Below are 25,537 nucleotides of genomic sequence, written 5' to 3'. Positions count from 1 at the left end.
CCCGCGCCGGGAAGATCGGAATCGGCCGTGCAGAAGTGGAATCTCGATGTCCCGCGCGAAAAACTTGGCGAACTCACGCAACCGAGTACGCCGCTGCCCGTGCCGAAATTCAGCTACTTACACCACGGGCTGCTAGGGGACGCGCTCGGCGTCCGAGGTAGTCTTCCAAGAATGACGATACCGATGAGGACTGGGCCTGCGCGCAAAGATCGCTCTCCTGTTCTGAAATCGGAACATTCCGAAAACGGGACGTGTTTGGCTGGACGCCGCGGATTATCCGGCGGAGCGCGGCCGCAGCCCGTAGAAAACGCCGGCCAGGAGCAACCGGACCACGCTTCGTCCCCAAATTAGGTAATCGGGATAGATGTCGCGAATGGGGAGCAGGGCGCAACGCTTACTGCTTGCTTTATGTATAGTGTACGCATACAGTATACGAGTGATTCACAGCTACCGGCACAAGGGCCTACGGAAGTTTGCTGAAACAGGCTCCAAGGCAGGTATTCAGCCGAATCATGCTGCGCGGCTTAGAAGACTATTGACCGCGCTGGATGTTGCGAGCCGACCCGAGGACATGAATGCACCCGGATACGACCTTCATCTTCTCAAGGGCGATTTGGCCGGACATTGGTCAGTGAGCGTGAGCGGCAACTGGCGGCTGACATTCGCATTCGCCGGGGAAGACGCGGTCGATGTGGATTACCAGGACTATCACTAGGGAGGTTTGAGGATGATCTTCAATCCAGCGCATCCGGGAGAAGTCTTGCGTGACTATCTCGGTGATATGACCATTGCGGAGGCGGCTCAGCGACTGCGTGTGACACGGGCACACCTGTCGCGCATCGTGAACGGACGCGCCGGCATCTCGGCCGCGATGTCGCTAAGGCTCTCCGGCGCACTCGGCACCTCGCCGGAATTCTGGCTGAAGATGCAGCTCCAGCATGACCTCTGGCAAGCGAAGAGATCGAAGACGCCAAAGATTCGCCCATTTCCTCACGTCAGGAGAAGGGACTTGGCGACGGCGTAACGGTGCAAAATGAAGAGACGACGTATGAAGAACCGGCCCTCCGAGCCGCAGCCACTACCGGTGACGCTTGAGTGGAAAGGCCGGCTGCTTGTCGCGAAGGCAGCAACGGATGTGCCAGTGCTGCGAACGGAGACGGTGGAACGCATCCAGCGTCAGCTCCAAGCCCGAAACCTTCCCCGCAAATGAGCGGTCCTCCTCGTGAGCAAACGGTGGGTGCCCCACCCTTCGTGCTGTTCGAAGGGTGGGAATAGCGAATCTGGGCAGCGGATCATTTCTGGCAGCGCGCTTCTACGATTTCAACGTATCGAGCGCGTAGAAGCAGAGCGGAGCCGATGGATACCTGCTGAAGGCCCTTCACCGGGGAGGAGTTTCTGGCCCTCGTACGCGGCGCAATCGGGAGACCGCCACGGTGCGAGAGATAATTGACTGCCGATCTCGGCAGCGATTCTTGCCGCCCGGGGGCTTGCGAATTGGGACGGTCGTCCGTCGCCAGCGTGGGCTGACTCGTCTGCCGCGCCTTCCGGCGAAACTGGCAGGACACGGGGCGAGAGAGTTGCCGTTATCGAATCGGTACAAGCAGGAGCGCCTTTATGGGACTACGCGATTGGTTTACCAAGCAACGGGTTGGTGAAAGCGGTCAGGATTCTAACCCACCTAGTGCTTCCTTGGACTACAGGGGAGACTATGGCGACCTGTTCATGCCACCATCCACCAGTGCCGAATCTATTGTCTCCTCACTGACGAAGGAGGAAAGGTTTAATTTCAACGACTTACTCAAACGCCTTCAGGAATGGCATGAGTCCGCCGGAGGAGAACCCATCAAATTCCATCCTGAAGCTCGGGCGGCCTGCTGGGGCACGGCTCTCGCTAAAATAGCCGATCATTACCAAGAAGTCCGTGACACTCGCCGAGCACTCTTCTTCACGACCGCCGCTTGGAACATCTTTAAATATCCGGTTTTTGCATACAACGCTGGTCAATTGTCCCTTGAAATCGGAGACACGACGGCGGGACGACGTTTTTTGGAAAGCTACCTTGCTGAATACGGAGCCGCGCCCACGTGACCTGCCCCCAATTTCCGCACGGCTTCAACTACGAAAACTCCAGCTCACCTTTTTCTTTCGCTTCGCCTTCCTGATGGAATTCTTCTTCGCCGAGGCGGGCCGGAGTCAAGGCCGAGCACAGCGAGCCCGCAGGGTTGCCTTGACGCCGGTCCGACTCGGCGGTACTGGTTGGCCAGGTAGGCGAAGCGGACCATCGTCGCGCAAACTCGGCCGGCGTGAGATATCCCAATGAACTATGCGGCCGTTGTTCGTTGTACTCCTTTTTCCAGGCCGCGATCTTGCGCCGCGCGTCGAACAAAGTCAGGACCGTTAAGGTTACCTCAGGTAACCTGCAGGTATCTATACGTATGTCGTTGATTCCACAAGACAGGGGGGAGAGGGGACACCCGATTGACAATTGTTGTCACCGGCTCGGCGCGAAGCACTTACTTTTTCCTTTTTCAAAAATCGCGCCCCAAGAAACTGCCCTATCGCTCATGCGGAAAGCGATAGGGCAGGCAAGCTAACCAAGCGGACCTTGGCCTACTGTTGCGGAGTACCGGTGGCGGCGGCGACCTTGGCTTTGTCTTCCGCCGTGTAACGGGTGATGTAAGGAAACACGGGCGTGACCTCGAACGGCATCTTTTCACGCACCGAAACCAGCGGCACGCGGTTGCTCTTGGTCATCTCGATCTTGTCCGACCAGGGATCCAGGCGCACGCGAGCGCCCAGGGGCAGCGCGGCAATCTGGTCCAGGCTCTTTGCCTGCAGTTGCGGCGCGCCGCTCATCAGCTCGGACATGCGCAGACCGCTCTTCAACTCCAGGCTGTTGCCAAGATGCGCTTGCAGCAGGTTCGGAAGATCCTTTTGCCGCGCCTTCAGCGCTTCCAGGAAGAGGCCGGCGTTGCCCAGCTTGTCCTTGTAGGGCGAGTTGCGGAGCAGGGCGATGGCCTTGGTATCGGCCTCGGCTTCATCGCGCTCGCTGCGGTGCATGTGCAAAAGCCTGAAGGTGCGCTCGTCAGGAAACATCACGCGGTCGCTGAAGGCGTACTTGGAGTCCATCTCGTGACCGAGCGTGATGTGCGCCAGCTCGTGGGCGAGCACGGCGGCCAGCGATGCCTCGTCGGGCAGGACGTCTATCAAGCCGCGGCTAAGCACGATGGTGTGGCCGATGGTCATGGACTCCAGCGGCGCGGTCAGCAGCACGCGGGCGTGAACGTCCGGCTGGATGTTGAGGTTGTTGGTGATCTCCAGGTTGTTGATGACCGTTTCCAGAACCTTATCCACATCACCGGAAGGGGCCAGCAGGCCAGCGACTTCGAGGCGATCCAGAACGTTGGTTTCCGCCATGCGCATCCAGGCGCGCTGCGCCTGCACCGGTGAAGCGTCCTGTGCGGACTCGCTCTCGTCCTTGACGCGAGGCGAGTCGACGGTGATGGTGGAGAACTCATCGTGATGGCCGATATGCGCCTGGTCGTAGCCCCAGAGGCGGGTCTGCGATTTGAAGGCTACGGTCTTCACCAGATGGTTGGGTAGGCCGGACTCTTCGCTGTAAACGTAGGCGGGCAGCCATAGTCCAGGGCGCATGTTGAGGCGCCAGCTATCGAAATGCAGATAGGTGGCGAAGTGCGGCGCCTCACCATAGGTGCCGTTGAGGCGGACGATGTTGTAGTCTTGGTCCTCCACCCAGATGCGGCCCAGGAAGCGTCCCTTGCCGGCATTCTTCTTGGGGCTGACATCAATCACCAGGCACCGCACATCGCCGAGGAATTCGCGGCGCACGAACTTGAAGTCGTAGTGCGCGCGGTCAAAGCTGGTGTCGTCCATGACAACCATCTGCATGAAGCCCAGCGGCAGGTACTTGAGGGAGTAGAACTGGGTCATCTTGCCCAGGACGGACTGTACGAAACCGGGCTGCGGCATGAAGGACTTGTCGCGGCGGGCACCGTTGCTCATGTCCATGCGCCCGAGGAAGTAGGTGTCCTTGTCGGGCACGTAGCCAAGCTCCGGGTCCGGACGCATGTTCTGGATGTAGGTCTCGACGACGGGCGCGTATTTGCGTAGCTCCTGCAGGGTCGCCTTCTCGCGCTCGATGGCGCGGTTCACCGCCTGGTCGAACGAGACTGCCTGGCCGCTCGGCGCCGTTTGCAGGGAGTTGCTGGTCTTGGAATCGTCTTCGCCTGCCAACAGCGGTAGGGCGATGCACAGCACCAAGGCTGGGAACAGTAACTTATGAATCCGCATGGAGCTCCTTACCCGGCTTCCGTCGCTTGGGGATGCGCGCAAGCCTGTCGGCTGGCCAACCTCAGGCCATCTGAAAAAGGATGTGCAACGTCGCGGTGGAATCGACGGGCGAACCGCCGCGGGTTGCGGGTTTGTAACGAATCTGCTCGGCGGCACGGATGGCCGACTCGTCGAGTCCATGACCGAGGCTGCGCACGACCCGAATCACGTGCAGCTTGCCGGAGGCGGTGAATACGACTTCGAGCAGGACTTCTCCTTCGACGCGGGCGGCACGAGCTTCCGCGGTGTAGCCGGGCGTCGGCTTGGAAAGAATCTGGACGGGCGCGATGTCGGCCTTGGGTTCTTCGACGCGATGAGCGGTCTGCTTCACTGGCTCGACGGCGGCGAAGCCAGCTGGCTTGACCGTAGCTGTGCTGCGGGCGCCGAGGCTGCCGTTGCCGGTGGCGACGCCATTGCCGAAGCCAGTGCTGATGACGACTCCGCGCGCGCCGCGGCTTCCGCCGGTTCCGTTGCCGTAACCGCTGCCTTGCGGGAGATCAAACGAGCCCAGCGCGGCGATGTTCACGCGTCCGCTGGTGTTGTGGCCGGCAGGAACGCCGTTGGGATCGCCAAAACCCCCGGTCTGCACTTTGCTCGCGGGCAGCAGCGTAGTGGGCGTGGCCGAACTTCCCGTCGAAAACACACCCGCCTTCACCTGCGGCGCCGGCCTGGGCGAAGGCCGTTCGGCGGCGACCGTGGGGAAAGTCGACCCGGGTTTCACAACCTCCGGCTTGACTTCGGGGATGTCGGGCTTGCGCGCCGGGACTTCGATCTTGGGCGGTTCCAGCTTGGCGACCTCCGCTCGTTCAACCCTGGCCTTGGCTGCGGCGAGCAGTTTTGGCGGAACCTTTTGCGGCTCGTGGTTCACCGGCGGAGGCGGCGCCAGCGAGACCCAAACGTATTGGTGCTTCTGGATGATTGCCGCGGGCTGGATCAAGCCAAGCTGCACAAGCACGACGACGCCGAGAGCCTGGAGCACGAAGCTGATGGCAAATGCGTTACGCCGCTTCGGCCCCGAGGGCAGTCCGGCGAACATGGGAGCGATGTTCGTATTCAGGCTGCTCATTTTTAGCACGTGGCGCCTTCCTTTGGAAGCCAAGTAGCTGAACTTGGTTGCAGGCCACAAAGTACCATCGGCGCTGCCGCACGACAACTGCCACGAGCATAACGAAAGTAGCTGCACTGATCGGCGGAAAAAAGGGGAGTTCCGTCTCTATTTACTGTCCAGTAAAACATAGCGATGAGTCCCTGATGTGAGAAGTGCAACGGAGATGCGGTGAATGGCGTGGGTAGCGCGTTTCTTGGTTAATCGTTTAGTACATACAGGCTGAGGGCTTGCAGGCCGTGCGCGGGATGAATGTGGAGTGCCACCTTAATCCCACATCGCTGCACCCTAGGACGGGAACCTGCGTTGAGTGTGTAAGAACGACAAAGCACAGGAACTATCTTCCTGAGGACTGCATCGGAGCCGTGAATTCCTCGACCGTAATGGTGGGGGAGAGGAGTTTGACGCGCGCGAAAATCTGGTTGCGATCAGCGTCGGACTTGGCGGCGGCGTAGCGGCGGCGGAGGGCATTGATCTTGGCCTTGCGGGTGCGGCGGCGGCGGATCTCGGGACGGCGGCTGGGTGCGGACATGGGAGCTCCTGGTCGCGAGCAGTGAATTGCCAGTACGCACTTGTTCTACACGCTAGGGAAGGTGGAATCAAGTGCTCACAGTTGCATTCACACGATCGGCAGCCATTCACAACTGAAACTAGTCCCAATGCGGTACTAATGCAACTAGGAGTTCCCCCGGCTCTGCCGGGGAGGCTCCCAAAGTTTGACAGTTCCGGGAGTATGCCGTCGCATTGTTTGCGCGTGCGATTGAGCAGCGTGTGCGTGGCGGTTTTGCAAGCGCACAGCTTGCACCCGTACTGCCTGGAGCGAGCGGTTTTGACTTTGGGTCGCGATCAGGCCCCTTTGAGGGGCCCGCGACCCGTAAAGCCTCCGGCTCTGCCGGAGGATACTTACTCCCAATGCGGTACTAAGCGTGGCGGCAACGGCAGGATTTCATCCCAGGGCGCGCAACCATGCCGCTGTTTTCGTGTTCCTAGAGCGGTGGCGCGCCCTTCGCCAAAGTGGATGTTCGCAGCACCAACAATTTGGAGAACAGAACCCGGGAGGTTAAGAGATGAAGAAGCTGTTGGGAGTCGCAATCGTCGTCATGGCGATATCTGTCCCGATGTTGTGCCAGGACTATTCGAAAGCAGAGGTGTTCGGCGGCTACCAGTACACGCGCTTGAACTTCGGCAGTGGCACACCCGGATTAAACTTCAACGGGTGGAATGCCGCTGTGACCGGAAACGTGAACCACTGGCTGGGCGTCACCGGAGATTTCAGCGGCGCGTACAAGTCGACGCTCGGGGACAGCCTGAAACAGCACACCTTTATGTTCGGGCCGACGGTCTCGTCGCATAGTTCGGATAGGTTCACACCGTTCGCGCACGCGCTGTTCGGGGTAGCGCGCTTTTCGGAATCGGGGTCAGACCCATCGGGGGCCCCCTTCAGTGACAGCCGCAATTCATTCGCCATGGCATTGGGAGGTGGCGTTGATGTCGGGGTGAAAAATTTCGCTGTGCGTATTGGGCAATTCGATTACCTGATGACGCGGTTCGGCAGCACCACGCAGAACGATTTCCGGTACTCGGCGGGAATCGTGTTCCGGTTCTGAAAGTAGTTCTGCTTTTGTCGGGGGACGGCGGCCGGGAGTGGCCGCGGCCGCCTCTCGACTTCGCTCCGATCAAGGCCGAGGATGTCCGTCAGCGGAGGGACTGTTCGATTTCGTCGATCCAGCCGGGGCGCTTGAGCACTTCGCGGGGCTTGGGTCCGTCGGCGGCGCCGACGATGCCGTCGCGTTCCATGAGGTCGATGAGATGAGCGGCGCGTCCGTAGCCGATACGCAAACGGCGCTGCAGTAGGGAAGTGCTGGCCTTCCCGAACTCCAGGACAAGTCGCACGGCATCTTCGAAGAGTTCATCGTTTTCATCCTCGCCACTTTCTGAACTACCGGCACTGCCGGCTTCGGCCTTGCCGTTCTCGTCCTTGGGCGCTTCGAGGAATTTTTCCTGATACTGCGCCAGGGCCTGCGATTTCCAGAACTCGACGGCGGCAGCGATTTCCTTCTCGGTAACAAGAGGCGCGTGCAGGCGATGAACGCGCGCCGAGCCGGAGGGCAGATAGAGCATATCGCCACGTCCGAGCAGGGCTTCGGCGCCGTTGGCGTCGAGAATGGTGCGCGAATCGACCTTGGTAGCGACGCGGAAGGAGATGCGCGCGGGGAAATTGGCCTTGATGAGGCCGGTGATGACGTCCACCGAGGGGCGCTGCGTGGCGAGCACAAGGTGGATGCCGACGGCGCGCGCCATCTGCGCCAGACGGGTGACGGATTCCTCGACGTTGTTGCCGTCGAGCATCATGAGGTCGGCGAGTTCGTCGATGACAATGACGATGTAAGGGATGGGGCCCTCGCGTTCTTCGTCTTCGAAGAGGCTGGGGGTGGCGTCGCCTTCGAACAGCTTGTTGAATTGGTCAACGTTGCGCACGCCTTTTTCGGCGAGCAGCTTGAGGCGGCGCTCCATTTCGCGTACGGCGTTGCGCAGCGCGTTGGCGGCGAGCTTGGGCTCGGTGATGATCGGCGTGTACAAGTGGGGCACGCCTTCGTAGACGCCGAGTTCGAGGCGCTTCGGGTCCACCAGGATGAGGCGAACCTGCTCCGGCGTGGCCTTGTAGAGCATGGACATGATCATGGCGTTGATGGCCACGCTCTTGCCGGAGCCGGTGGAGCCCGCGATCAGCAGGTGCGGCATGGTGGCGAGGTCGGCGACCACGATGCGGCCGTTGATGTCCTTGCCGAGGGAAATCGTCAGCTTGGACTTGTTGGCGAGGAATTCCTGCGACTCGACGCACTCGCGCAGCCAGATGGTCTCGCGCTCGCGGTTCGGGACCTGAATGCCGACCGTGGACTTGCCCGGCATGCGCTCAATGAGGATGCTCTCGGCACGCAGTGCCAGGCAGAGGTCGTCACACAGGCTGGTGATGCGACTGTACTTGATGCCGGCTTCGGGCTTGAGCTCGAAGGTGGTGACGACGGGGCCGGGATTGATCTGGGTGACGTGGCCGTGGACTTCGAACTCGGCGCATTTTTCCGTGAGCACGGTGGCAAGCGTCTTGAGTTCTTCCTCGTCGATGACCTGCTGCTCGTCGGGACGGTGGAGGAGCGCGCTGGAGGGCAGCTTGAAGCCGCCGGCGATGCGCGGCATGGTGGTCTTGGCCTTTTGAGCGCTGTCGGCGCGCGAGGTAACTTCGGGAACCAGGGCCATGTCGTCGGCGTGGGGCACAGGCGCGGCGGACGGCGGTTCCGCGGCCGCGGCTTCCAGTTCCTTCTCGATGCCGGTTCTCACCGGCTCGACCGGCGCGCGTCTGGCGGGTACCAGTTCCGCGCTGACCACGGGGCGCTGCGCGCGCCGCTTCTCCAGTTGCTTCAGGGCTTTCACTTTGGCGCGAGCGGCACGCCAGTCCTGGAAGCGGTCACGCAGAGCAAAGGCGAAGGCGAAGCGCGTTTCCAGCCAGAGGCGGAGCGCGCCGAAGGAGAAGGCGGTCGAGAGATACAGCGCGACGGCGATGGCGCTGAGCGAGATCAAGTAGGCGCCGGCCAGATTGAAATAGTGGATGAGGGCGTCGCCGACGATGCGTCCGAGCAGACCTTCAATGGGAATGGCGTGCAACCAGCGCCAGTGCCAGGGCAAGAGCGCGAGTAGGGCGGCGGAGAAGATCAGCAGCGAGCAGGCGCCGAGGACGCGCGCGCCCGGGGACTCGATCTTGCGCGAGCGGAACCAGCGTGCGCCGAGCGTGCCGACGTACAAGGGAATCACGAACGCGGCGAGCCCGGCGAACTGCAGCAGGAGGTCGCTGCCGTAGGCCCCGGCGATGCCGATCCAGTTGCGCGAGGGAACTGAGGGGAGCGGAGCGGACGCGGTGTTGAATGACGGATCAAGCGGCGAATAAGACGCGATGGCGAGGAATAGGAGGAGCGCGGAGACAAGCAAAAGAAAGCCTACCAGCTCATTGAGCCGGCGATTGCCCGTCGGGGAGAAGCCCTGGGAGAAAAACTTCATGTAGGCGTATCGCGAGACGCGACCACGCCAGAGCACGGCAATTATGGCAGAAATTGAGGGTCTAGGGGGTGAATTTTCGATGCGGTAATCGAAGAAGTAGCTAGAGGCATGAGGCAAGCAGGTCTTACGACTCGTTTGCGATGGCCAAGAACCCAGGTTCGTAGGGCGTCTCAAGACTTAGCCGGCGGATTTGAGGGCCCAGGCGAGGATGGCGGCGCCGACCAGGATGCGGTACACGGCGAATGGGACAAAGCCGCGGCGGCGAACCCATCGCATGAACCAGGCAACGACCAGATAGGCGACGATGAACGAGACCACGAATCCGATGGCCAGCACGATCCATTGATGGAGGTCGGCGGGAGCTACACCGATTTCACCGCCGACGCCGGGCTTGTGACGCAGCGATTTCAGGAGGTCATAGCCGGTGGCGGCGATCATGGTGGGGATGGATAGGAAGAAGGAGAATTCGAGAGCTGCGGCGCGCGACATGCCGACAACCTGTCCGGCGGCGATGGTGGCCATGGAACGCGAGGTGCCGGGGAAGACGGCAGACAGGACTTGACAGGCGCCGATCCAGATGGATTGCGGGAGAGACACTTGCTCCATGGAGTCGGTGCGGTGACCGAGGGAGGTGAAGCGTTCGCGGCGCCGGTCGTAGAGGACGTCAACTACCCACATCACGATGCCGCCGATGATCAGCGCGGAAGCCATGATGAAAAGGCTTTCCAGATGCTTGCCGATCACCTTGGTCAGAAGAAACGCGGGGCCGGCGGTGCAGACGAAGGCGGCCAGAGTGAGCGTGACCGGATGCTCGAGGACGGAACGGCGGTTGCCGATGCCGTGCGGGAACGTGGAGAGGAAGTCGGCAATGCGGCGCCGAAAATAGATGGGCAGGCAAACAATGGCGCCGAGCTGAATGACGATGGAAAACATCTTCCAGTAGCCGTTGGCGAGATCCATGCCGAGAAGGGCTTCGCTTATGCGCAGGTGCGCCGTGGAGCTGACAGGAAGAAATTCGGTGAGGCCTTCAACGATGCCGAGCAGGACTGCGAGCAGGTAGTCGTTCAAAGCGTCTCCGTGATCAAGAAAAGCAAGATTCCGCGCTGCTCCCGGAACGACAAATCCACGAGAAAGCGTTCACTCCACCCCGGTGCCGTAGGTGGCGATTCCCTGGTCCAATTTATATAACAGGGTTTGGGCGCGATCGGCCCAATCGCTTTGCGGAAAATTGGCGATGACGCGTTGGGCCAGCGCGGCGGCCTGGGCTTTGGCTTCACCGATGTGGTTCGACTTGCCCTCATTCTTGTAGAGCTCGATGAGCGCGGCGCGGCGGAAGGCGGCGTTGAACAAGGCTTCCGGCGCACGCGGCGACTGCGGGTGCTCGACGGCGTACTTCTCGTAAACCTCGGCTTCTTTTTCCGGACACTTGGATTCGCCCTGCCAGTCGCCGCAAAGCTTGTTATCCAGCAGTTGATAAGCGGCGAGGTCGGCCCATTTGGTATGCGGGAATTTCTTGATCACCTGCTTCATCAGGTCTTCGTCAATACCGTAGAGACGGTTGCGCGGGTCGCCGGAGCGGCCGGAGGGGCGGCCGAAGATGTCGGCGCGATCGATCTGCCAGCGGATGTCGGCGGCGCGGTAGAGGGCTTCGCCGGCCAGCGGCGACTGCGGGAAATATTCGGCGGCGCGATAGTAGAGGCGGAAGGCATCTTTATCGGCGCCGCGACGCCCGCCGCGGCGCCCGGCTTCCTGCTCGCAGCCGACGGCTTCGCCGAAAAGGATGCGGTCGCCGTTAGCAGTTGAGGAGTGGACGATGCCCTTGTCGAGCATCCAGCCGCTAACGTCGCGGCCTTCGGTCGAGTCGGTGGGTTCGGCGAGGGTGGCGAGGACGTGGGCCCAGTCGCGCGATCTTTCCAGCACGGCGACTTCGCGTCCGCGGTCGATGTTGGCGATCTTGGCAGAGGAGGAATCGGGCGAGAGGTAGATCTGCGCGGCGCGGACCATGACGCCACGTTGGGCGGCGCCGAAGCAGACAGGCGTGATGGCGAGCACGGTTGCAAGGAGAAGGAGGCGATGCTTCATTGCAAGTGACTCCTGCGAGTGAGTGTGATTCTAGCAGCCCAGGATCACCGCAGAGAACGCAGGGGAATCACCGAAGGTGCGGAGCGGGAGCCGAGGGCGGCATGCGAGAGCCCGAGCAAGAAAATATGGTCAATGCGGTGCCGAGTGGGGCTCGGACAACACACGGGCAAGCATGGCGGGGTCGATGTTGCCGCCGCTGATGACGGCGACGGTTTTTTGCGCGGCAGGAAGATTGCGAAAGAGGAAGGCGGCAAAGGTGACGGCGCCGCTGGGTTCGGCGACAAGCTTGGCGTCCAGGGCGAGGCCGCGCACGGCGTCGAGCATTTCGGATTCGGTGACGGTGACGATGTCATCCACGAAGCGGCGGATATGCTCGAAATTAATTGCGCCGACCGACTGGGTGCGGAGGCCGTCGGCGAGGGTGCGCGAGGTTTGGTCAGCCGAGAATTCGACAATGCGACCGGAGCGGAAACTGGCCTGGGCGTCGGCGGCGAGTTCGGGTTCGACGCCGATAATTTTCGCTTTCGAGCCGCTGAGCTTGAGCGCCGCGGCGACGCCGCTTATGAGACCGCCACCGCCGACGGGAACAAGGACGGTTTCGGCGTCGGGGAGGTCGGCAAAGATCTCCAGACCGGCGGTACCGGCGCCGGCGATGATCTTTTCGTCGTTGTAGGGTGGGATGATGACGTAGCCATGTTCGCGCGCGAGGTCTTCCGCTTTCGCTTTGCGTTCGGAGCTGGCGGGGCCGACGAAAACAATTTCGGCGCCGAGGGCGCGCGTGCTGTCGATTTTGATTTGCGGCGCGTTGCCCGGCATGACGATGACGGAACTCACGCCGAGGGTGCGCGCGGCGTAAGCGACGCCCTGCGCGTGGTTGCCGCTGGAGTAGCTGATGACGCCGCGCCGGCGTTCGCCCTCGGAGAGCGAGGCGATTTTGTTGTAGGCGCCACGGAGCTTGAAGGAGCCGATCGGCTGCAGGCTTTCCGGTTTCAGGTAAAGTTCGCGGCCGAATTGTTGCTGAGGCCACGGGATAAGCGGTGTGCGGATCGCGGTTCCGCGCAGGCGGGATGCGGCCAGGGTGATGTCGTCGAGTGTGACCATGAAATGGATGATTATATTTGCGTCCCAGGAAAAAACATTGAACCGCAGACGACGCGAAGGACGCCAAGGCCCGAGACAATGCCAATGGACCCTTTCCTCGGTTTCGGACCTTAAGTCCGGCACCCTCCCTTCGCGGTTCGAATTTGACAACCCGAGCGCGGCGCAGTTAATCTAAGACAGCGAAGAAAAGGCGAATATCTTCGCTCCTGGTTTCCCATGAGTTCACTTCCCCTGCTCGACCCGTGCGAGTCCCCGTCGTCTTTGGTGGGGATTGCGCGGCTGGCGGCCGAGGGCAAATCAATCTCGCAGGGTCACGAGGTCGAGTTCTTCACACTGGCGGCCCGGTCGCTGCTGAACCGCTGCACGGCGCCGCGCATGCCGTTTACCTGGACCATCAATCCGTATCGCGGATGCGAGTTCGCGTGCAAGTACTGCTACGCGCGCTATACGCATGAGTTCATGGAGATGCGCGACGGAGTGGAATTCGAGCGCAAGATTTACGTCAAGCAGCGGGCGGCGGAGTTGCTCACTCGCGATCTGCGAAAAGTGAAGCCCGGGGAGGAGATTGCGATCGGGACGGCGACGGATCCGTATCAACCGGCAGAGCGCCATTTCGGCGTAACCCGGGCCATCCTTGAGGTTTTCGCCGAGCAGTGCGGAAGGGACATCGGCATCGTGACCAAGTCAGACTTAGTGTTGCGCGATGCGGAGTTGCTGTGCCAGGTGGCGAGGCGCAACAAGCTGTTTGTCAACCTGACGATCACGACGCTGAACTCGGACCTGGCGCGGATTTTGGAGCCGAGGGCGCCGCGTCCCGATCTGCGGATGAAAGCGCTGCAAAAGCTGAACCAGGCGGGCGTGCCGGCGGGAGTGATCTGCGCGCCGGTGATTCCGGGGATCACCGATTCGGCACGCGACCTGGATGCGTTGGTGAAGGCGACCAAGGAGGCGGGCGGACGGTACATCTTCGCCAATCCGCTGTTCCTGAAGCCGTGCTCGGCGGCCATCTTCCTGCCGTGGCTGGAGAAGGAGTTTCCGCACCTGGTGCGGAACTATCGCGAGCGTTACGGAGAGCGCGCGTACTTGGGGCCGGCGTATCGAAAGAGAATTTCTCAGCTCATGGCAAGATTGCGCCAGAAGCACGGAATCGGGACGCAGTCGGATCGCGATCGGCTGGACAGGGAAGCGGGCGAGCAGTGCGCGGTGCCGCGGGCAAAGGCGGTGCGTTCGGTCAGCCTTTCGGAACCGCCCTTGTTCGAGGAGCAGATGCGATTGTTCTGAATAGCCCTCGGAGCGAATTCGTACAGTTTCCTAGTCCTGTTCGAGGGCCGCATGGTCAACATCGCTGACGAAGTCTGGATGGCTGTCGAGTCCGACCCACTCCTAATGTTGGTGGGTTCAGGAAAAGACCTGTGGGCCACCGAGCCGGCGGATGATTACGTGCGACGCCTGCGCGAAGGTTGGCATGAGCCAATCACGAGTAGGGCGGCAGCGCGTTCAACGTGATCGGCTGCGCAAGCGCGAGGCTGCTGCGGCGAGCGTCGTGTTTCTGACGGAAGTGGGTCATGGCACGACGGCCCCAGGTGCGGACGAAGTAGTAGTTGAGGGTGGCGCCGATGGCGGAGCTGACGACGGGGATGAGCCGTCCGGCCCAACGTTCCACGATTTCGCCGCTGGCCTGCACGGCGATGCGCTGAATGACGCGAGGCACGAAGCGGTTCACCACTTCCTTCTCCAGTAATTCTCGGCTGATATCCACGCCGGCGGCGCTGGCGGCGGCGACCCAGAGGTCGGCCACTTCGGCATCGGTGGCATATTGGAAACCGTAGATCAGGCTGAGCTTCTGGACGGTGCGAATGGTAATGCCGGCAAGAATGCTCAGGTCCGGAACAATGGTGAGCGGCCCGCCAAGACCCAAGCCCGCACCTTCAACGGCGGCAATTTTCATCCCGGAGAGGATGACGTCAATGGCGATGCGGTCGAGTTGCTCCTCGGAGACGGAGAACACGCCGTCGTAGGTGCTGATCGGCAGGCCGTAGCCGGTGCGCAGTTGCACCAGGAAGTTCTGCGGGTCCACTCTGACAGTTTCGTACGCCTGGGTGAGGCCGCGGCGCAGGCCGTCTTCGACGCGCAGGCGGAGCCAGGATTTTTTCTGCTCTTGCATTACTTCAAAGGATACACGGGAAGAGGGAAGTCGGTAGTCCGACGCGGTCCAGGGCGAACCCGCTCCAACACATCGAGAGGTGACGCGCCCTTCCCATGGTTTCGCGGCACACTGGAAGTCGTGCCCTGATCAACGCATGGACGTGCTAGCATCGGAAGCTGACACATGCCTACGGGAAAACTCCAGGTCGTGCCGCTCGGCGGACTCGGCGAGTTCGGGATGAACTGCATGGCCCTGCGTTGGGGCGATGACATCGTCGTGATTGACGCCGGCTTGATGTTCCCCGAGATGGAACTGCTCGGGGTGGACATTGTTGTCCCCGACATCAGCTACCTGATCCAGAACCGCAAGCAGGTGAAGGCCATCGTGCTGACCCATGGGCACGAGGACCACATCGGCGCGCTGCCCTGGATTTTGACCGAATTAAACGTGCCGGTGTACGGCACCGAGTTCACGCTGGCATACGTGGAGGACAAGCTCGACGAGCACGGACTGCTGGACAATGCGACGCTGATCGAGATGCGGGCGGGCGAACTTGTCAGCCTCGGGCCCTTCAAGATCATGCCCATCCACGTGACGCATTCGCTGGTGGATTGCGTGGCGCTGGCGATCCACACGCCGCTGGGCGTGATCATCCACACCGGCGACTTCAAGGTTGATCCCACACCCACCGACCACAAACTGTTCGACCTGCACACGTTCGCCGAATACGGCAAGCAAGGCGTGCTGGCGCTGTTCCAGGATTCAACCAACGTGGAACGGCCCGGGTACACGCCGAGCGAGCGCGCGGTGGGACGAAGGTTTGACGAAGTGTTCGCGCGCGCGCCGCGGCGGCTGTTCATCTCATGTTTTTCGTCCTCCATCCATCGCATCAAGCTGGCCATGGAGATGGCGTACCAGCACCGGCGCAAGGTGGCCCTGGTGGGTCGCAGTATGAACGAATCAACCGAGATCGCGCAGGACCTCGGGTATATCGAAGTGCCAGACGGGCTGCTGATTCATCCCGGCGAGATCAAGACTTTCCCGCCGGAGCGGGTGATGGTGCTGATCAGCGGGACGCAGGGCGAGCCGATGTCGGGGCTGTCGCGCGCGGCGGTGGACAATCACAAGCACGCCAAGATCGAGCCCGGCGACACGGTGGTGCTGTCGTCGCGCATCATCCCGGGGAACGAAAAATCCATCTACCGGATGATTGACCACCTGTACCGCCGCGGGGCGCGCGTGATTTACGAAGACGGTTCGCAACCGCCGGTGCACGTCAGCGGCCACGCCAGTCGGGAAGAGTTGAAGCTGCTGATCAACCTGGTGAAGCCGCGTTATTTCATCCCGATCCACGGCGAGTACCGGCAGCTCAAGCGTCACGCGGATATGGCGGGGAGCATGCTGGGAGCCGTGGGGTCGGTGATGATGATCGAGAGCGGCGACGTGCTGGAATTCGACGAATTGGGCGCGCGCAAGGCCGGACGCGTGACGGTGGGACGAGTGTGCATTGATTCCGGCTCGCGCGGGGACGTGGTCGAGGACCTCATTATCAAAGACCGGCGCCACTTGAGCGAGGACGGGATCGTGCTGCCGATCATCGCGATCAACAAGCTGACCGGACAGATCGAGTCGGCGCCGGAAATCGTGATGCGCGGCTTCGCGGCGGCGAGCGCGGATAACGGCTTCATGACCGAGGCGCGGCAGATTATCATGGACACGCTGGAACACTCGACCGAGGAAGAGAAGCGCGACTGGGGCGTCATCAAGGAAAAGATCCGCCAGGATCTGAAGCGCTTCATCGTGAAGAACACCTCACGCCGGCCGCTGATCATGCCGGTAATCCTGGAGATCTAGTTTCAGTTTCAGTTTCGGTCTCAGCGGGCGCGCACCCTACTTCGCGGGCGCAGGCGCATCCGCCGGCCTGTCAAACAGCTTGTCGTCAATCGGCGGATTGATGTCGTACTTCTGGATCTGCTCGGTTGCGCTGGGCTCGCCGTTTTCGGTGATGGCGCGCTGGAAAGGCACAGTGAGCCCGTCCACCGGGCGCCAGTCCGAATAATCAATCGCGCGCTGCACCGGCCCGCGCTGCCCGACGTCGTCATAGGAAGCCCGCAATAACCGGCTGCTCTGCGGGTCCAGCGCCCACTTCACAGACACGCCGCTCCCGAAAATGTTGACGACCTGCGCCTCGGCGCCGCCCACCTTCTGCGTGCCGCCGAGCGTGAAAACGTATGCCGGATCAGCGGCATGCTGGGCCAGCGGGAGCCAGTCGCGCTTGAGCGAGTTCAGCCGGTTCTGCTTGAGGGAGGAGGGCATGTCGCGCGTGCCCGCTCCGGGCATGCTCATGAAGGCGCTGGTGGGACTGACCACCACCAGCATCTGGCCGGGAAGCTGTTCGGCGGTGACGGCGGCGCGCAGTTTGTCGGGGAACTGGATGGTGATGTCGTTGGTGAGGGTCATGGAACCCTGCGGCGTGTGCTGGGTAGCCAATACGACCTGGTGCAGCGCCTTCACGCCGGCGAGCTTGGCGCCCCCGCCGACGGCATTGACAAATTTTTCCACCAGCGCACGGGCCTTCGGGTCCGACTGCGTGGGCTGGCCGGCGCCGGCACTGGGCGAGGCGCCGGGCGCGGGAATGGTGATGTCAATGGGCGTCACCGGGCCGAGTGAAGATAGCGGCTTGCCGAACTGCTCTGCGTTGCCGACGACGAGAACGGCGAACTGTTCCGGATGAATGTACTTGCGCGCGACGGCGTTTACGTCGGCGGGCGTGGTCTTCTCAATCCCGGCGCGGAAGCGCTCCAGGAAGTCGGCGGGATAGCCGTAGAACTCGTAGAGCATGCGCTCGCCGAGGACTTTGTCCTTGGAATCGAAGTTGAAGATGAAGCGGTTCAGGATCGCGTCCTTGGCTTCGCGCACCTCCTGCCCGGTGGCGGGCCGGGTCAGCATGCCCTCCAGTTCGGAGCGCAGCGCCTGGATGGCTTCCACCGTGCTGGGGCTCTTGGTGCCCATACTGAAGCGCGCCATGCCGGGATGGTCGAAGGCAGCGCCGATGCCGCCGCCCACCGAATACGCCAATCCTTTTTCCGTGCGGATGCTCTTGAACAGGCGGGAGGAGAAGCCGCCGCCGAGAACTTCGTTCATCACTTCGACTGCGAAGTAGTCGGGGTTGTTGCGCGCGATGCCGAGCTTCACCATGCGGATCTCGCTCTGGGTGACGTCGGACTTCTCGATGAAAAAGATGCCGGGCTTCGGTTCATGGAAGGGAACAGCGAGCTTGTAAGATACGGGCGCACTTTCCCAGGACTCGAATGCCTGACGCAGGCGCCGCTCCATGGCGGCAGGATCGAAGTCGCCATAAATGCCAAGGATGATGTTGTTGGGATGGACGTAAGTCTGGTGCCATTTCAAAAGATCGTCGCGCGTGATGGCGGCGACGGTGGAGTACTCGGGAATGCGGGCATAGGGATTGTCGCGGCCATAGCCCAGCCGAGACGATTCGCGCCCGGCGATTTCTCCGATGTCGTCATTGCGGCGGGCGATTCCAGTCTCCAACTGCGTCTTTGCCAGCTCGATTTTGTCCGCGCGGAACGCGGGCTGGCGCAGCAGTTCCAGGAAAACTGGAAAGACCTCGTCCAACTTATCTTTCAGGCAATTAAACGAGATGGTGGTGGATTGCGAGCCGCCACCGGTCTCGACTTTGGCGGCACGGGTTTCGAGAAAGTCGTCGAGCTGATCGCCGGACCGGTTGGTGGTGCCGCCGGTGCGCCACACTTCGCCGTAGACATCGATCAGCCCGACCTTGCTCGCAGGTTCCGAGATGGAGCCTCCGCGGACGCGCATGAATCCGCCGACGATCGGCAGCTCGTGGTCCTCCTGAAGGAAAATCACCATGCCGTTGGAAAGCTGGATGCGCTTGGGTTCCTGCGGATGAAACGCCGGCAGCGGCGGGATCGGGATCTGCTTCCACGCGGCCGGCGGGCCGCCGGCGCCCGGCTTTTGCGACTTCACGCCGCTGGGAGGCTGAGTGGTTTGGGCGCCAGCGGGTTTTTGCGCTGCGGTTTGTGCCAACAGTGCGCTGGCGAGGAAAGCAGGGATGAAGATGAGAACGGACGTGCCGCGGAGGAATCTGCGAGTCATCATTTCTCCTCCGACTTCGGGGCTGGTGCAGCGCCTGCCATCTTGGTGCTTTCGATGATGCCGACGGTGCGGTTTTCGGGAACAAACGTTTTGGCGGCGACGCGGCGAATGTCGGCCTTGGTGACCTTGTCGTAGCGATCGAGCTGGCGGAAAAGCTCACGCCAGTCGCCGAAGCGTGCCTGGAAGGTGGCGAGTTGCGCGGCAAGGCCGGAATTGTTGCCGAGGCTGCGGATGAGGTCGGCCCTGGCTCTCGTCTTGAACATGGCGAGTTCTTCGTCGCTGACGTCGGAGGTCTTCAGGCGCTCGATTTCGGCGCGGATGGCGTCGCGGACTTCGTCGTTGCTGTGCCCGGGCGTCGGCACGGCATAGAAGGCGAACAAGTGGGGATACTTGACCCCGGGCCAGCCACTGAAGCCGGCGGAATCGGCGGCGATCTTCTTGTCGCGCACCAGGGAGCGGTACAGACGCGAGGTGCGCCCGTTGGACAGGATGTCGGAGATGGCGTCGTAGACCACGTCGTCGGGATCCCGATAGTCCGGGCGGTGGTAGCCCTCGATATAAATCGGCTGTGTGGCTTCCGTGAGCACGACCCGGCGCTCGGCGCGCTGCGGCGGTTCGAGGGTGGGATTCTCGATCGGCTGCGGCGCCTTCGCCAGTCGGCCAAAATATTTCTCGAGAATCGGCAGTGCCTGTTCGCTCTTGATGTCGCCCACGGCGGCGACCACCATGTTCCCGGGAACGTAGTAGGTGCGGAAGAATCGCTCGGCGTCGGTGGCGGAGAAGCGGTGGAGATCGGACGCCCAGCCGATGGTCGGGCGGTGGTAGGGATGCGCCAGGAATGCGGTCGCAATGAATTGTTCGTACAAGCGGCCGAAGGGACTGCTCTCGGTGCTCATGCGGCGCTCTTCGAACACCACGTCACGCTCCTTGTAGAACTCGCGCATGACCGGCTCGACGAAGCGGTCCGATTCCAGATAAGCCCAGAGTTGAAATCGGTTCGCCGGAAAGGAATAGTAGTAGACAGTCTGGTCGTCGCTGGTCTGGGCATTCATCCCGACGCCGCCGTTGTCCTCGATGATCTGCGGGTAGGCATTGCGCTCCACGTACTTGCCGGCTTGCTGGATGGCGTCCTGCCAGGCTTTCTCGAGCTCGGCGACCTTCTTCTCATCGCGGCCGATGCGCCGCTCCGCCTCCCGAATGTAGGCGGCATAAGCCTGCTCGACTCTTTCCAGCGCGACTTTCTCCGCCGGCCAGTTGGTGGTGCCGATGGCCCTCGTTCCCTTGAAGGCCATGTGCTCGAACATGTGGGCCAGGCCGGTTTCGTCCTTGGGATCTTGCACCGAGCCGGCGTCCACCAGCGTGAAGGCGGAGAACACCGGAGCCTCGGGACGCTCCATGACCAGCAGGGTGAGGCCGTTGGGCAGCTTGCGCACGGTGATGCGCTTCTCGAACGAAGCAATGTCCTGTGAGAGGAGTGGAACGGCAATAAAGAAGAGAAAGGCAAATAGCCGGGCGAGCCTTCTCATGAAACCTCCGTGCACCTGGCAACAAACCTAAAAACGTTACGCTGCGGCGAAAATGGCTGTCAAACGGAGTCCGGAGTCGGTGACGTCAAGCTGCTTGGGCAAGAATCCGGAAGGTGCGGTTCCTCCATCCAGGTTGAAGTACTGGAGGATGGAGAATAACAATCGAAGCTACGTCACCCCGAGTCGCGCAGCGACGACAGAACCCAGCCCGGCACGGGAGTCCGGGAAAACTCGAAAGATTAAGAGACCCGAGTCCTGCAGGGACGGCAGAACCCAGCCCCAGATTTGTCCCGTCTTAGCGAATGTAGGTCGTTTCCATGTCACTCTGCGAAATCCGATGCTTGTTCCGAATCTAGAACAAAAAAAGATTTTTGTTCGAAACGGGCTGCTCCTTCCTTAATAACCCGGCAATTGGGACCCTCCTATTTTCAGGGAGGTTGATATGAGGATGGGGTGCTGGCTCACCCTTTCCGCCGCACCTCCTGTCGAGGTTGCCCCACCCTTGTCTCGCCGGGAAGCGCCCACCCCGAAACGGAGTGACGGTGCGAGACAGGGTGGGTCGTTTCTGACTACTGTTCTCGAATCTGCAAAGCGTACATAACACACAGCAAATTTTCCGCGCTTGTCACAGACATCTTCCCCCAATCATGGGTATCCTTACGTAGAGGCGTGGGTTGTAGTGTCTTTACAACCCATTGTTTAGTTATTGGATAACAAAATCACCTTCCGGCCACACACAAACGTTATCTTATCGGTTAACTGCGCCACCTCACGGTTACCGTGGGTTACCTGCAGGTATACCGTGCGCAAGTTATTGGTTCTGCGTCTTGGGATGGGGAGGGGGCCGCAACGCTCACCGCGCTGCGATAATACCTTTCTAGATAACATGTCACATGATCGAACTCTAGCTTATCCCACCGAATGATAAGCTCTACCGCCAACTTCACCGAGGAGATTTCCTAAGATGCGGCATGTCATCGGCTGTCTGGCTCTGGCTGCTCTGTTGAGTCCGCTATGCGCGGCCCAGGAAACCGCGACCGAGCGCGAGGCGGCGCGTGACGTGGTGCAGAAGATCGCGACCCTGGAAAAGTCGCTCGACGTTCCTGCCATGGTGAAGAGGCTTACTGCGCCGAATCCAGAGCGCGACAAGGTGGTCGCGCGCGCCCGCGAGCTGATGGAGAAAGATCTGCTCGCCATGTGCGACGACATCACCACCCACCCGGAGATCGGATTTAAGGAGAAGCGCTCGGTGCAGGTGTTGACCGACTACCTGCGCGCGCACGGCTTCGAGGTGCAGATGGGAGTTGGCGGGCTGGAAACGGCGTTCGTGGGACGCTGGAAAGGGAACAACGGCAGGCCCAACCTGGGCGTGATCCTTGAATATGACGCGTTGCGCGGAACCAAGGGACCCTTCCATGGCGACCAGCACAGCGCACAAGGCCCGGTGGGGATCGCCACCGCGCTGGCCATGGCGGAGTACCTGCAGCGCACGAAGTCGCCCGGGAGCGTGGTGGTGTTCGGCACGCCGGGCGAGGAGATCATGCCGCCGGAAGCCAAAACGCAGATGTTCGAAGCGGGCGTGTTTAACGGGATGGATGTTGTCGTGCGCAGCCACTCGGTGATGCGGACATCGCGGCCGGCGCCGGGCTTTGGAACCTGCTGCATGAACATCGATGCGGTGAAATACATTTTCAGTGGCGCGCCGGCGCACCAGTTGACGTCCTGGAACGGACGCAACGCGCTGGAGGGCGTGATCCACCTATTCAACAACATCGATGCTATCCGCTCGAGCGTGCGGCCGGAGACGCGGATCCAGGGGATTATTACCGAAGGCGGCGCGGCGCCCAACGTGACGCCGGATCGCGCCGTCGCCGACATCTGGGTGCGCTATCCGGATGCGGTGTACGTCGCGCAGGTCAAGAGGATGGTGGACGATGCGGCGCGTGGCGCAGCGCTGGCCACCGGGACAAAAGTGAAGATTGAAGACTACGGCCATTCGCGCGACGGCATTTCGGTGGCGACATTGTCGGAGCTTGCCTTTGCCTACATGGTCAAGTACGGAGCAACCGCGGTGACTCCCGAACCGGAGAAGCCGGAAGGGTACGAGGAGACGGGCAGCCTGTCGAGCGCGGTACCGGGGGTGGAGGTGACGACGCAAACCTCGAATTCGTCCAACCACACCTATGAAATGGAAGCTGATGCGCTGCAGGAGATCGGGCATCACGGGTTCGTGGTGGATGCGGAAACCATGACGGCGGTCTTGTTCGACTTTGCCACGCACCCGGATTACCGGACGGCGGTGAAGCGCGAGTTCGACACCATCCGCGGCTTGTTTGACGAATACCAGGCGGCGCTGCGGATGGTGTACACGGTGCCGAATGTGGCGGAGCCGAAGTAGTTGCAGAACCGGCGAATCAGCGCGCGGCAGCAGCCATTCTCAACAAGGACCGCCGCACATTTTTTGAGCACTGCCAATGGACGTGGGTCCGGGAAAAACATGAAAGCCGATAAGGGTCAATTCGACGCCGTTCTATCGCGGATGCTGCACACTCCACCGCAGAAAACGGCGGAGATAAAGGCTGGCAAGAAGGCCCAGGCGAAGCCTAAGCTTTCTCGGAAGTCAGCGCGGTAATCGTCAGAGGCGCGAAGCCGCAGAGCCGCCGCACTGTCTCAATGAAGGGGTCAGCATCGTTGTGCCGATGTTTCCGCAGATAGCGATGCAGGTGCCTGACTTAGAGTTTGTGGAACTAGCCTGTCACGCCACGCTTGCGCAATGAAAACGCGGATTCGACGCTGTTGGCCGTCATGTCTCCCCGCGCGTACTCGGCGATGATGTAGTTCACGGTCTGGTGACGGTTTGTGAACTGCGGCGCAAGTGCCGAAGGGTAAACGCCGCGTTGGTCGGTATAGACGTTCTCAGTTTCGGGGCTAATGTGAGCGGTGACGAATCCGCGAATCGTCTCTATCTGGGCATTGGAAACGTGCCGAAACCGAGCCTGGCCGCCACGCTGCACAGCGCCCCTGACAACCTGCTTCTGCGCCTTCGCGTAGCTAACTCCCTTGCCCTTGATTCGGCCGCCAATGTACGTCTCGTCGATTTCTACCGTGCCGCCGAGCTGTTCAGGATTCGATTCCTGCATGGCCTCACGGATTCGATGATTCAGATACCAGGCGGTCTTGTAACCGCCGATGCCCAGGTCGCGCTGGAGTTGCATCGCGCTGATACCCCTCTTCGCGTTTAGCATGATTGCAATGGCGTGGAACCAAACTATCAGCGGCAGATGTGTGTCAGCAAATAGCGTGCCCGACGTTGGCGAGAACTGCTCACGGCAATCGGAGTTGCGGCAAATGTAAAACCACTTCCGGCGATTGGTCTTGTCTTCGGAGCGGGTCTTAGAGCGGCGGCGATCAGGATTGGTCACAGGGCGTTCATACTTCTCGACGTTATGATCGCCGCATGTTGGGCAGCGCACGGTGCCATCAGGCCAGCGCATTTGCTCGATGTAGGTCAAGCAATCGTCGTCCGTCTTGAATTTCGCGGTTGCTTCGCGGATGTTCATTTTGGACCGCCTTTGCGCAGATCGAACATCACCTTGGTCAACAACATCACGGCGATTGCGCAAGCCAATGTGATTAGTGCCGTTTTCAGCATGCCCCACATGCTACACCGAGGCCGTATTTGTGTCAAGTGAATAATCGTGCTTTCTGATCACCCTGCCTATTGAGCTGAGCCACGCTGGCCGGCCACACTAACCCTGCACCACGGCGCTCGCTCGTGGTATAAAGCCAAACGCACCAATACGCCTATTTGGAGGTCCTATTGTGAAACGCACTGGCGTTTGCCTTTTGCTATTGTTTTTTGCGTTCTGCCTGGCGGTTCAGGCGCAGCAAACCATCACCATCGGGTTCACGGTATCCAAGACCGGAGCCCTCAACGTCGATTCCCTGGAGCAATACAACGGCTTTGAACTCTGGCGCGACCAGGTGAACGCCGCTGGCGGTATCAAGGCGGGCGGGAAGAGCTACCAGGTCAAGTTCGCTAGTTACGATGACGAATCGCAATCCAAACGCGTGCAGCAGCTTTACTCGCGTTTGATCCTGGAAGACAAGGCCGACTTCCTGTTCAGCCCCTACTCCTCCCCCTTGACGACCAGCGCGTCCATCGTTTCGGAGCAGTACGGGAAAGTGATGCTCACGACGGGCGCAGCCGACGAGAAGACCTACAAACAGGGCAACAAGTACCTGTTCCAGATGTTTGCGCCGGCGGCGCAATACCTGGAGACGGCGATTGATGCCCTCAAGGCCAAGGACCCCAAGGCGACCGTCGCGTTCGTGTACGAGGACGCGGCCTTTTCCGTGGCGGTCGTGAATCCGGCCAAGCCGTACGCCCAGCAGCAAGGATTCGACGTGGTGTTCAGCGAAGCGTACGCTCCCAACACCACCGACTTCAGCGCCATTCTGGACAAGGTCACGGCATCGAAGGCGAAGGTCCTGATGGGCGGAGGGCATTACGCCGACGGTTCCACGCTGGCAAGGCAGCTGTTCGCCCGCAAGGCGAAGATGAACATGGTCACGCTGCTGGTGGCGCCGGACAGCCCGAAATGGTCGGAGCTGGGCGATGCCGCGATCGGCGTCAGCGTTCCGTCGCAATGGGAGCCGCAGTTGTCGGTGAAGCCGCAGTTCGGACCGACGGTGGCGGATTTCAATAAAGCGTATACGGCGAAATACAACACCGAGCCCAGCTATGAGTCGGCGGGTGGCTACGCCGCCGGCCTGGTCCTGCAGCACGCCATCGAGCAGGCAGGGAGCATTGACTCGGCGAAGGTCGCCGGGGCGCTGAACGGGCTGGATGCGATCACCTTTTACGGGCGCACCAAGTTCTCCACCACGCCCAGTGAGCATGGCCTGCAAATCGGGCACACCATGGTCATCGCTCAGTGGCAGAAGGACAAATCCGGGAAGCTGATCAAGCAGGTCATCTGGCCGCTCGCCAACAAGAGCGCCAACCACGTCTATCCCATTCACTGAAACGCTCTG

General features: G+C 61.2%; 19 protein-coding genes and 1 pseudogene. 8 read left to right on the top strand and 12 right to left on the bottom strand.

From position 1 onward, the window contains the following. Window positions 1-436: 436 nt before the first annotated feature. The 3 genes from LAN64_07310 (at window position 437) to LAN64_07300 (ending at window position 2,088) form a co-directional block, all read left to right on the top strand. Window positions 437-715 (top strand): type II toxin-antitoxin system RelE/ParE family toxin, encoded by a 279-nt coding sequence (locus LAN64_07310; GenBank protein MBZ5567645.1) that lies wholly within the window; start codon window positions 437-439, stop codon window positions 713-715. A 6-nt stretch (window positions 716-721) separates the two neighbouring features. Then, on the top strand, window positions 722-1,024 hold the full coding sequence (locus tag LAN64_07305) for a HigA family addiction module antidote protein (protein ID MBZ5567644.1): 303 nt from the start codon (window positions 722-724) through the stop codon (window positions 1,022-1,024). A 590-nt stretch (window positions 1,025-1,614) separates the two neighbouring features. Further along, complete coding sequence (locus LAN64_07300; protein MBZ5567643.1) at window positions 1,615-2,088, top strand: hypothetical protein; 474 nt, start codon at window positions 1,615-1,617, stop codon at window positions 2,086-2,088. A 193-nt stretch (window positions 2,089-2,281) separates the two neighbouring features. On the opposite strand, the pseudogene LAN64_07295 reads toward LAN64_07300, so the two are convergent. The 4 genes and pseudogenes from LAN64_07295 to LAN64_07280 all read right to left on the bottom strand — a co-directional run bounded on the left by LAN64_07295 (window position 2,282) and on the right by LAN64_07280 (window position 5,987). Next, window positions 2,282-2,386: pseudogene (locus LAN64_07295) on the bottom strand (transposase). Window positions 2,387-2,610: 224 nt separating this feature from the next. Then, on the bottom strand, window positions 2,611-4,311 hold the full coding sequence (locus LAN64_07290) for a M48 family metalloprotease (GenBank protein MBZ5567642.1): 1,701 nt from the start codon (window positions 4,309-4,311) through the stop codon (window positions 2,611-2,613). 61 nt (window positions 4,312-4,372) lie between these two features. Further along, a complete protein-coding gene (locus tag LAN64_07285) occupies window positions 4,373-5,416 on the bottom strand; it encodes an energy transducer TonB (protein ID MBZ5567641.1) in 1,044 nt (347 codons plus the stop codon). Between the two features lie 376 nt (window positions 5,417-5,792). Then, window positions 5,793-5,987 (bottom strand): hypothetical protein, encoded by a 195-nt coding sequence (locus LAN64_07280; protein ID MBZ5567640.1) that lies wholly within the window; start codon window positions 5,985-5,987, stop codon window positions 5,793-5,795. A gap of 535 nt (window positions 5,988-6,522) precedes the next feature. On the opposite strand from LAN64_07280, the gene LAN64_07275 reads away from it, so the two are divergent. After that, a complete protein-coding gene (locus LAN64_07275; protein MBZ5567639.1) occupies window positions 6,523-7,062 on the top strand; it encodes a hypothetical protein in 540 nt (179 codons plus the stop codon). An 88-nt stretch (window positions 7,063-7,150) separates the two neighbouring features. Here the strand turns inward: LAN64_07275 and LAN64_07270 are convergent, their stop codons facing one another. The 4 genes from LAN64_07270 to LAN64_07255 all read right to left on the bottom strand — a co-directional run bounded on the left by LAN64_07270 (window position 7,151) and on the right by LAN64_07255 (window position 12,688). After that, complete coding sequence (locus LAN64_07270) at window positions 7,151-9,505, bottom strand: DNA translocase FtsK 4TM domain-containing protein (protein MBZ5567638.1); 2,355 nt, start codon at window positions 9,503-9,505, stop codon at window positions 7,151-7,153. Window positions 9,506-9,682: 177 nt separating this feature from the next. Then, on the bottom strand, window positions 9,683-10,573 hold the full coding sequence (locus LAN64_07265) for an undecaprenyl-diphosphate phosphatase (protein MBZ5567637.1): 891 nt from the start codon (window positions 10,571-10,573) through the stop codon (window positions 9,683-9,685). A gap of 69 nt (window positions 10,574-10,642) precedes the next feature. Then, window positions 10,643-11,587, bottom strand: a complete 945-nt coding sequence (locus LAN64_07260; protein MBZ5567636.1) for a hypothetical protein — start codon at window positions 11,585-11,587, stop codon at window positions 10,643-10,645. A gap of 129 nt (window positions 11,588-11,716) precedes the next feature. Then, the gene (locus LAN64_07255; GenBank protein MBZ5567635.1) at window positions 11,717-12,688 is read right to left on the bottom strand and encodes a threonine/serine dehydratase; all 972 of its coding nucleotides are present in this window, start codon (window positions 12,686-12,688) and stop codon (window positions 11,717-11,719) included. A gap of 216 nt (window positions 12,689-12,904) precedes the next feature. Between LAN64_07255 and LAN64_07250 the strand changes: the two genes are divergently transcribed. Then, window positions 12,905-13,969, top strand: coding sequence for a radical SAM protein (locus LAN64_07250; GenBank protein MBZ5567634.1), 1,065 nt, complete (start codon window positions 12,905-12,907; stop codon window positions 13,967-13,969). A 193-nt stretch (window positions 13,970-14,162) separates the two neighbouring features. Here LAN64_07250 and LAN64_07245 read toward each other — a convergent pair whose 3' ends face one another. After that, window positions 14,163-14,852 carry an EcsC family protein gene (locus LAN64_07245; GenBank protein MBZ5567633.1) on the bottom strand — a complete coding sequence of 230 codons (690 nt, stop codon included), beginning with the start codon at window positions 14,850-14,852 and terminating at the stop codon, window positions 14,163-14,165. Window positions 14,853-15,017: 165 nt separating this feature from the next. Here LAN64_07245 and LAN64_07240 point away from each other — a divergent pair, with 165 nt between their 5' ends. After that, window positions 15,018-16,688 (top strand): ribonuclease J, encoded by a 1,671-nt coding sequence (locus LAN64_07240; GenBank protein ID MBZ5567632.1) that lies wholly within the window; start codon window positions 15,018-15,020, stop codon window positions 16,686-16,688. Window positions 16,689-16,724: 36 nt separating this feature from the next. Here the strand turns inward: LAN64_07240 and LAN64_07235 are convergent, their stop codons facing one another. After that, window positions 16,725-18,974 (bottom strand): insulinase family protein, encoded by a 2,250-nt coding sequence (locus LAN64_07235; GenBank protein ID MBZ5567631.1) that lies wholly within the window; start codon window positions 18,972-18,974, stop codon window positions 16,725-16,727. Beyond that, on the bottom strand, window positions 18,974-20,500 hold the full coding sequence (locus LAN64_07230) for an insulinase family protein (GenBank protein ID MBZ5567630.1): 1,527 nt from the start codon (window positions 20,498-20,500) through the stop codon (window positions 18,974-18,976). Before LAN64_07230 ends, LAN64_07235 begins: the two co-directional genes overlap by 1 nt. A gap of 964 nt (window positions 20,501-21,464) precedes the next feature. On the opposite strand from LAN64_07230, the gene LAN64_07225 reads away from it, so the two are divergent. Beyond that, window positions 21,465-22,898 (top strand): peptidase dimerization domain-containing protein, encoded by a 1,434-nt coding sequence (locus tag LAN64_07225; protein MBZ5567629.1) that lies wholly within the window; start codon window positions 21,465-21,467, stop codon window positions 22,896-22,898. 349 nt (window positions 22,899-23,247) lie between these two features. Here the strand turns inward: LAN64_07225 and LAN64_07220 are convergent, their stop codons facing one another. Continuing rightward, window positions 23,248-24,060: an IS1595 family transposase gene (locus LAN64_07220; protein ID MBZ5567628.1), complete on the bottom strand. Its 813-nt coding sequence runs from the start codon at window positions 24,058-24,060 to the stop codon at window positions 23,248-23,250. A gap of 262 nt (window positions 24,061-24,322) precedes the next feature. Between LAN64_07220 and LAN64_07215 the strand changes: the two genes are divergently transcribed. After that, window positions 24,323-25,528, top strand: coding sequence for an amino acid ABC transporter substrate-binding protein (locus LAN64_07215; GenBank protein ID MBZ5567627.1), 1,206 nt, complete (start codon window positions 24,323-24,325; stop codon window positions 25,526-25,528). Window positions 25,529-25,537 lie beyond the last annotated feature (9 nt).

Source organism: Terriglobia bacterium (assembly GCA_020073185.1).
In the GTDB taxonomy this organism is placed as follows: domain Bacteria; phylum Acidobacteriota; class Terriglobia; order Terriglobales; family Acidobacteriaceae; genus JAIQGF01.
This window is presented reverse-complemented; position numbering and strand designations above follow the sequence as displayed.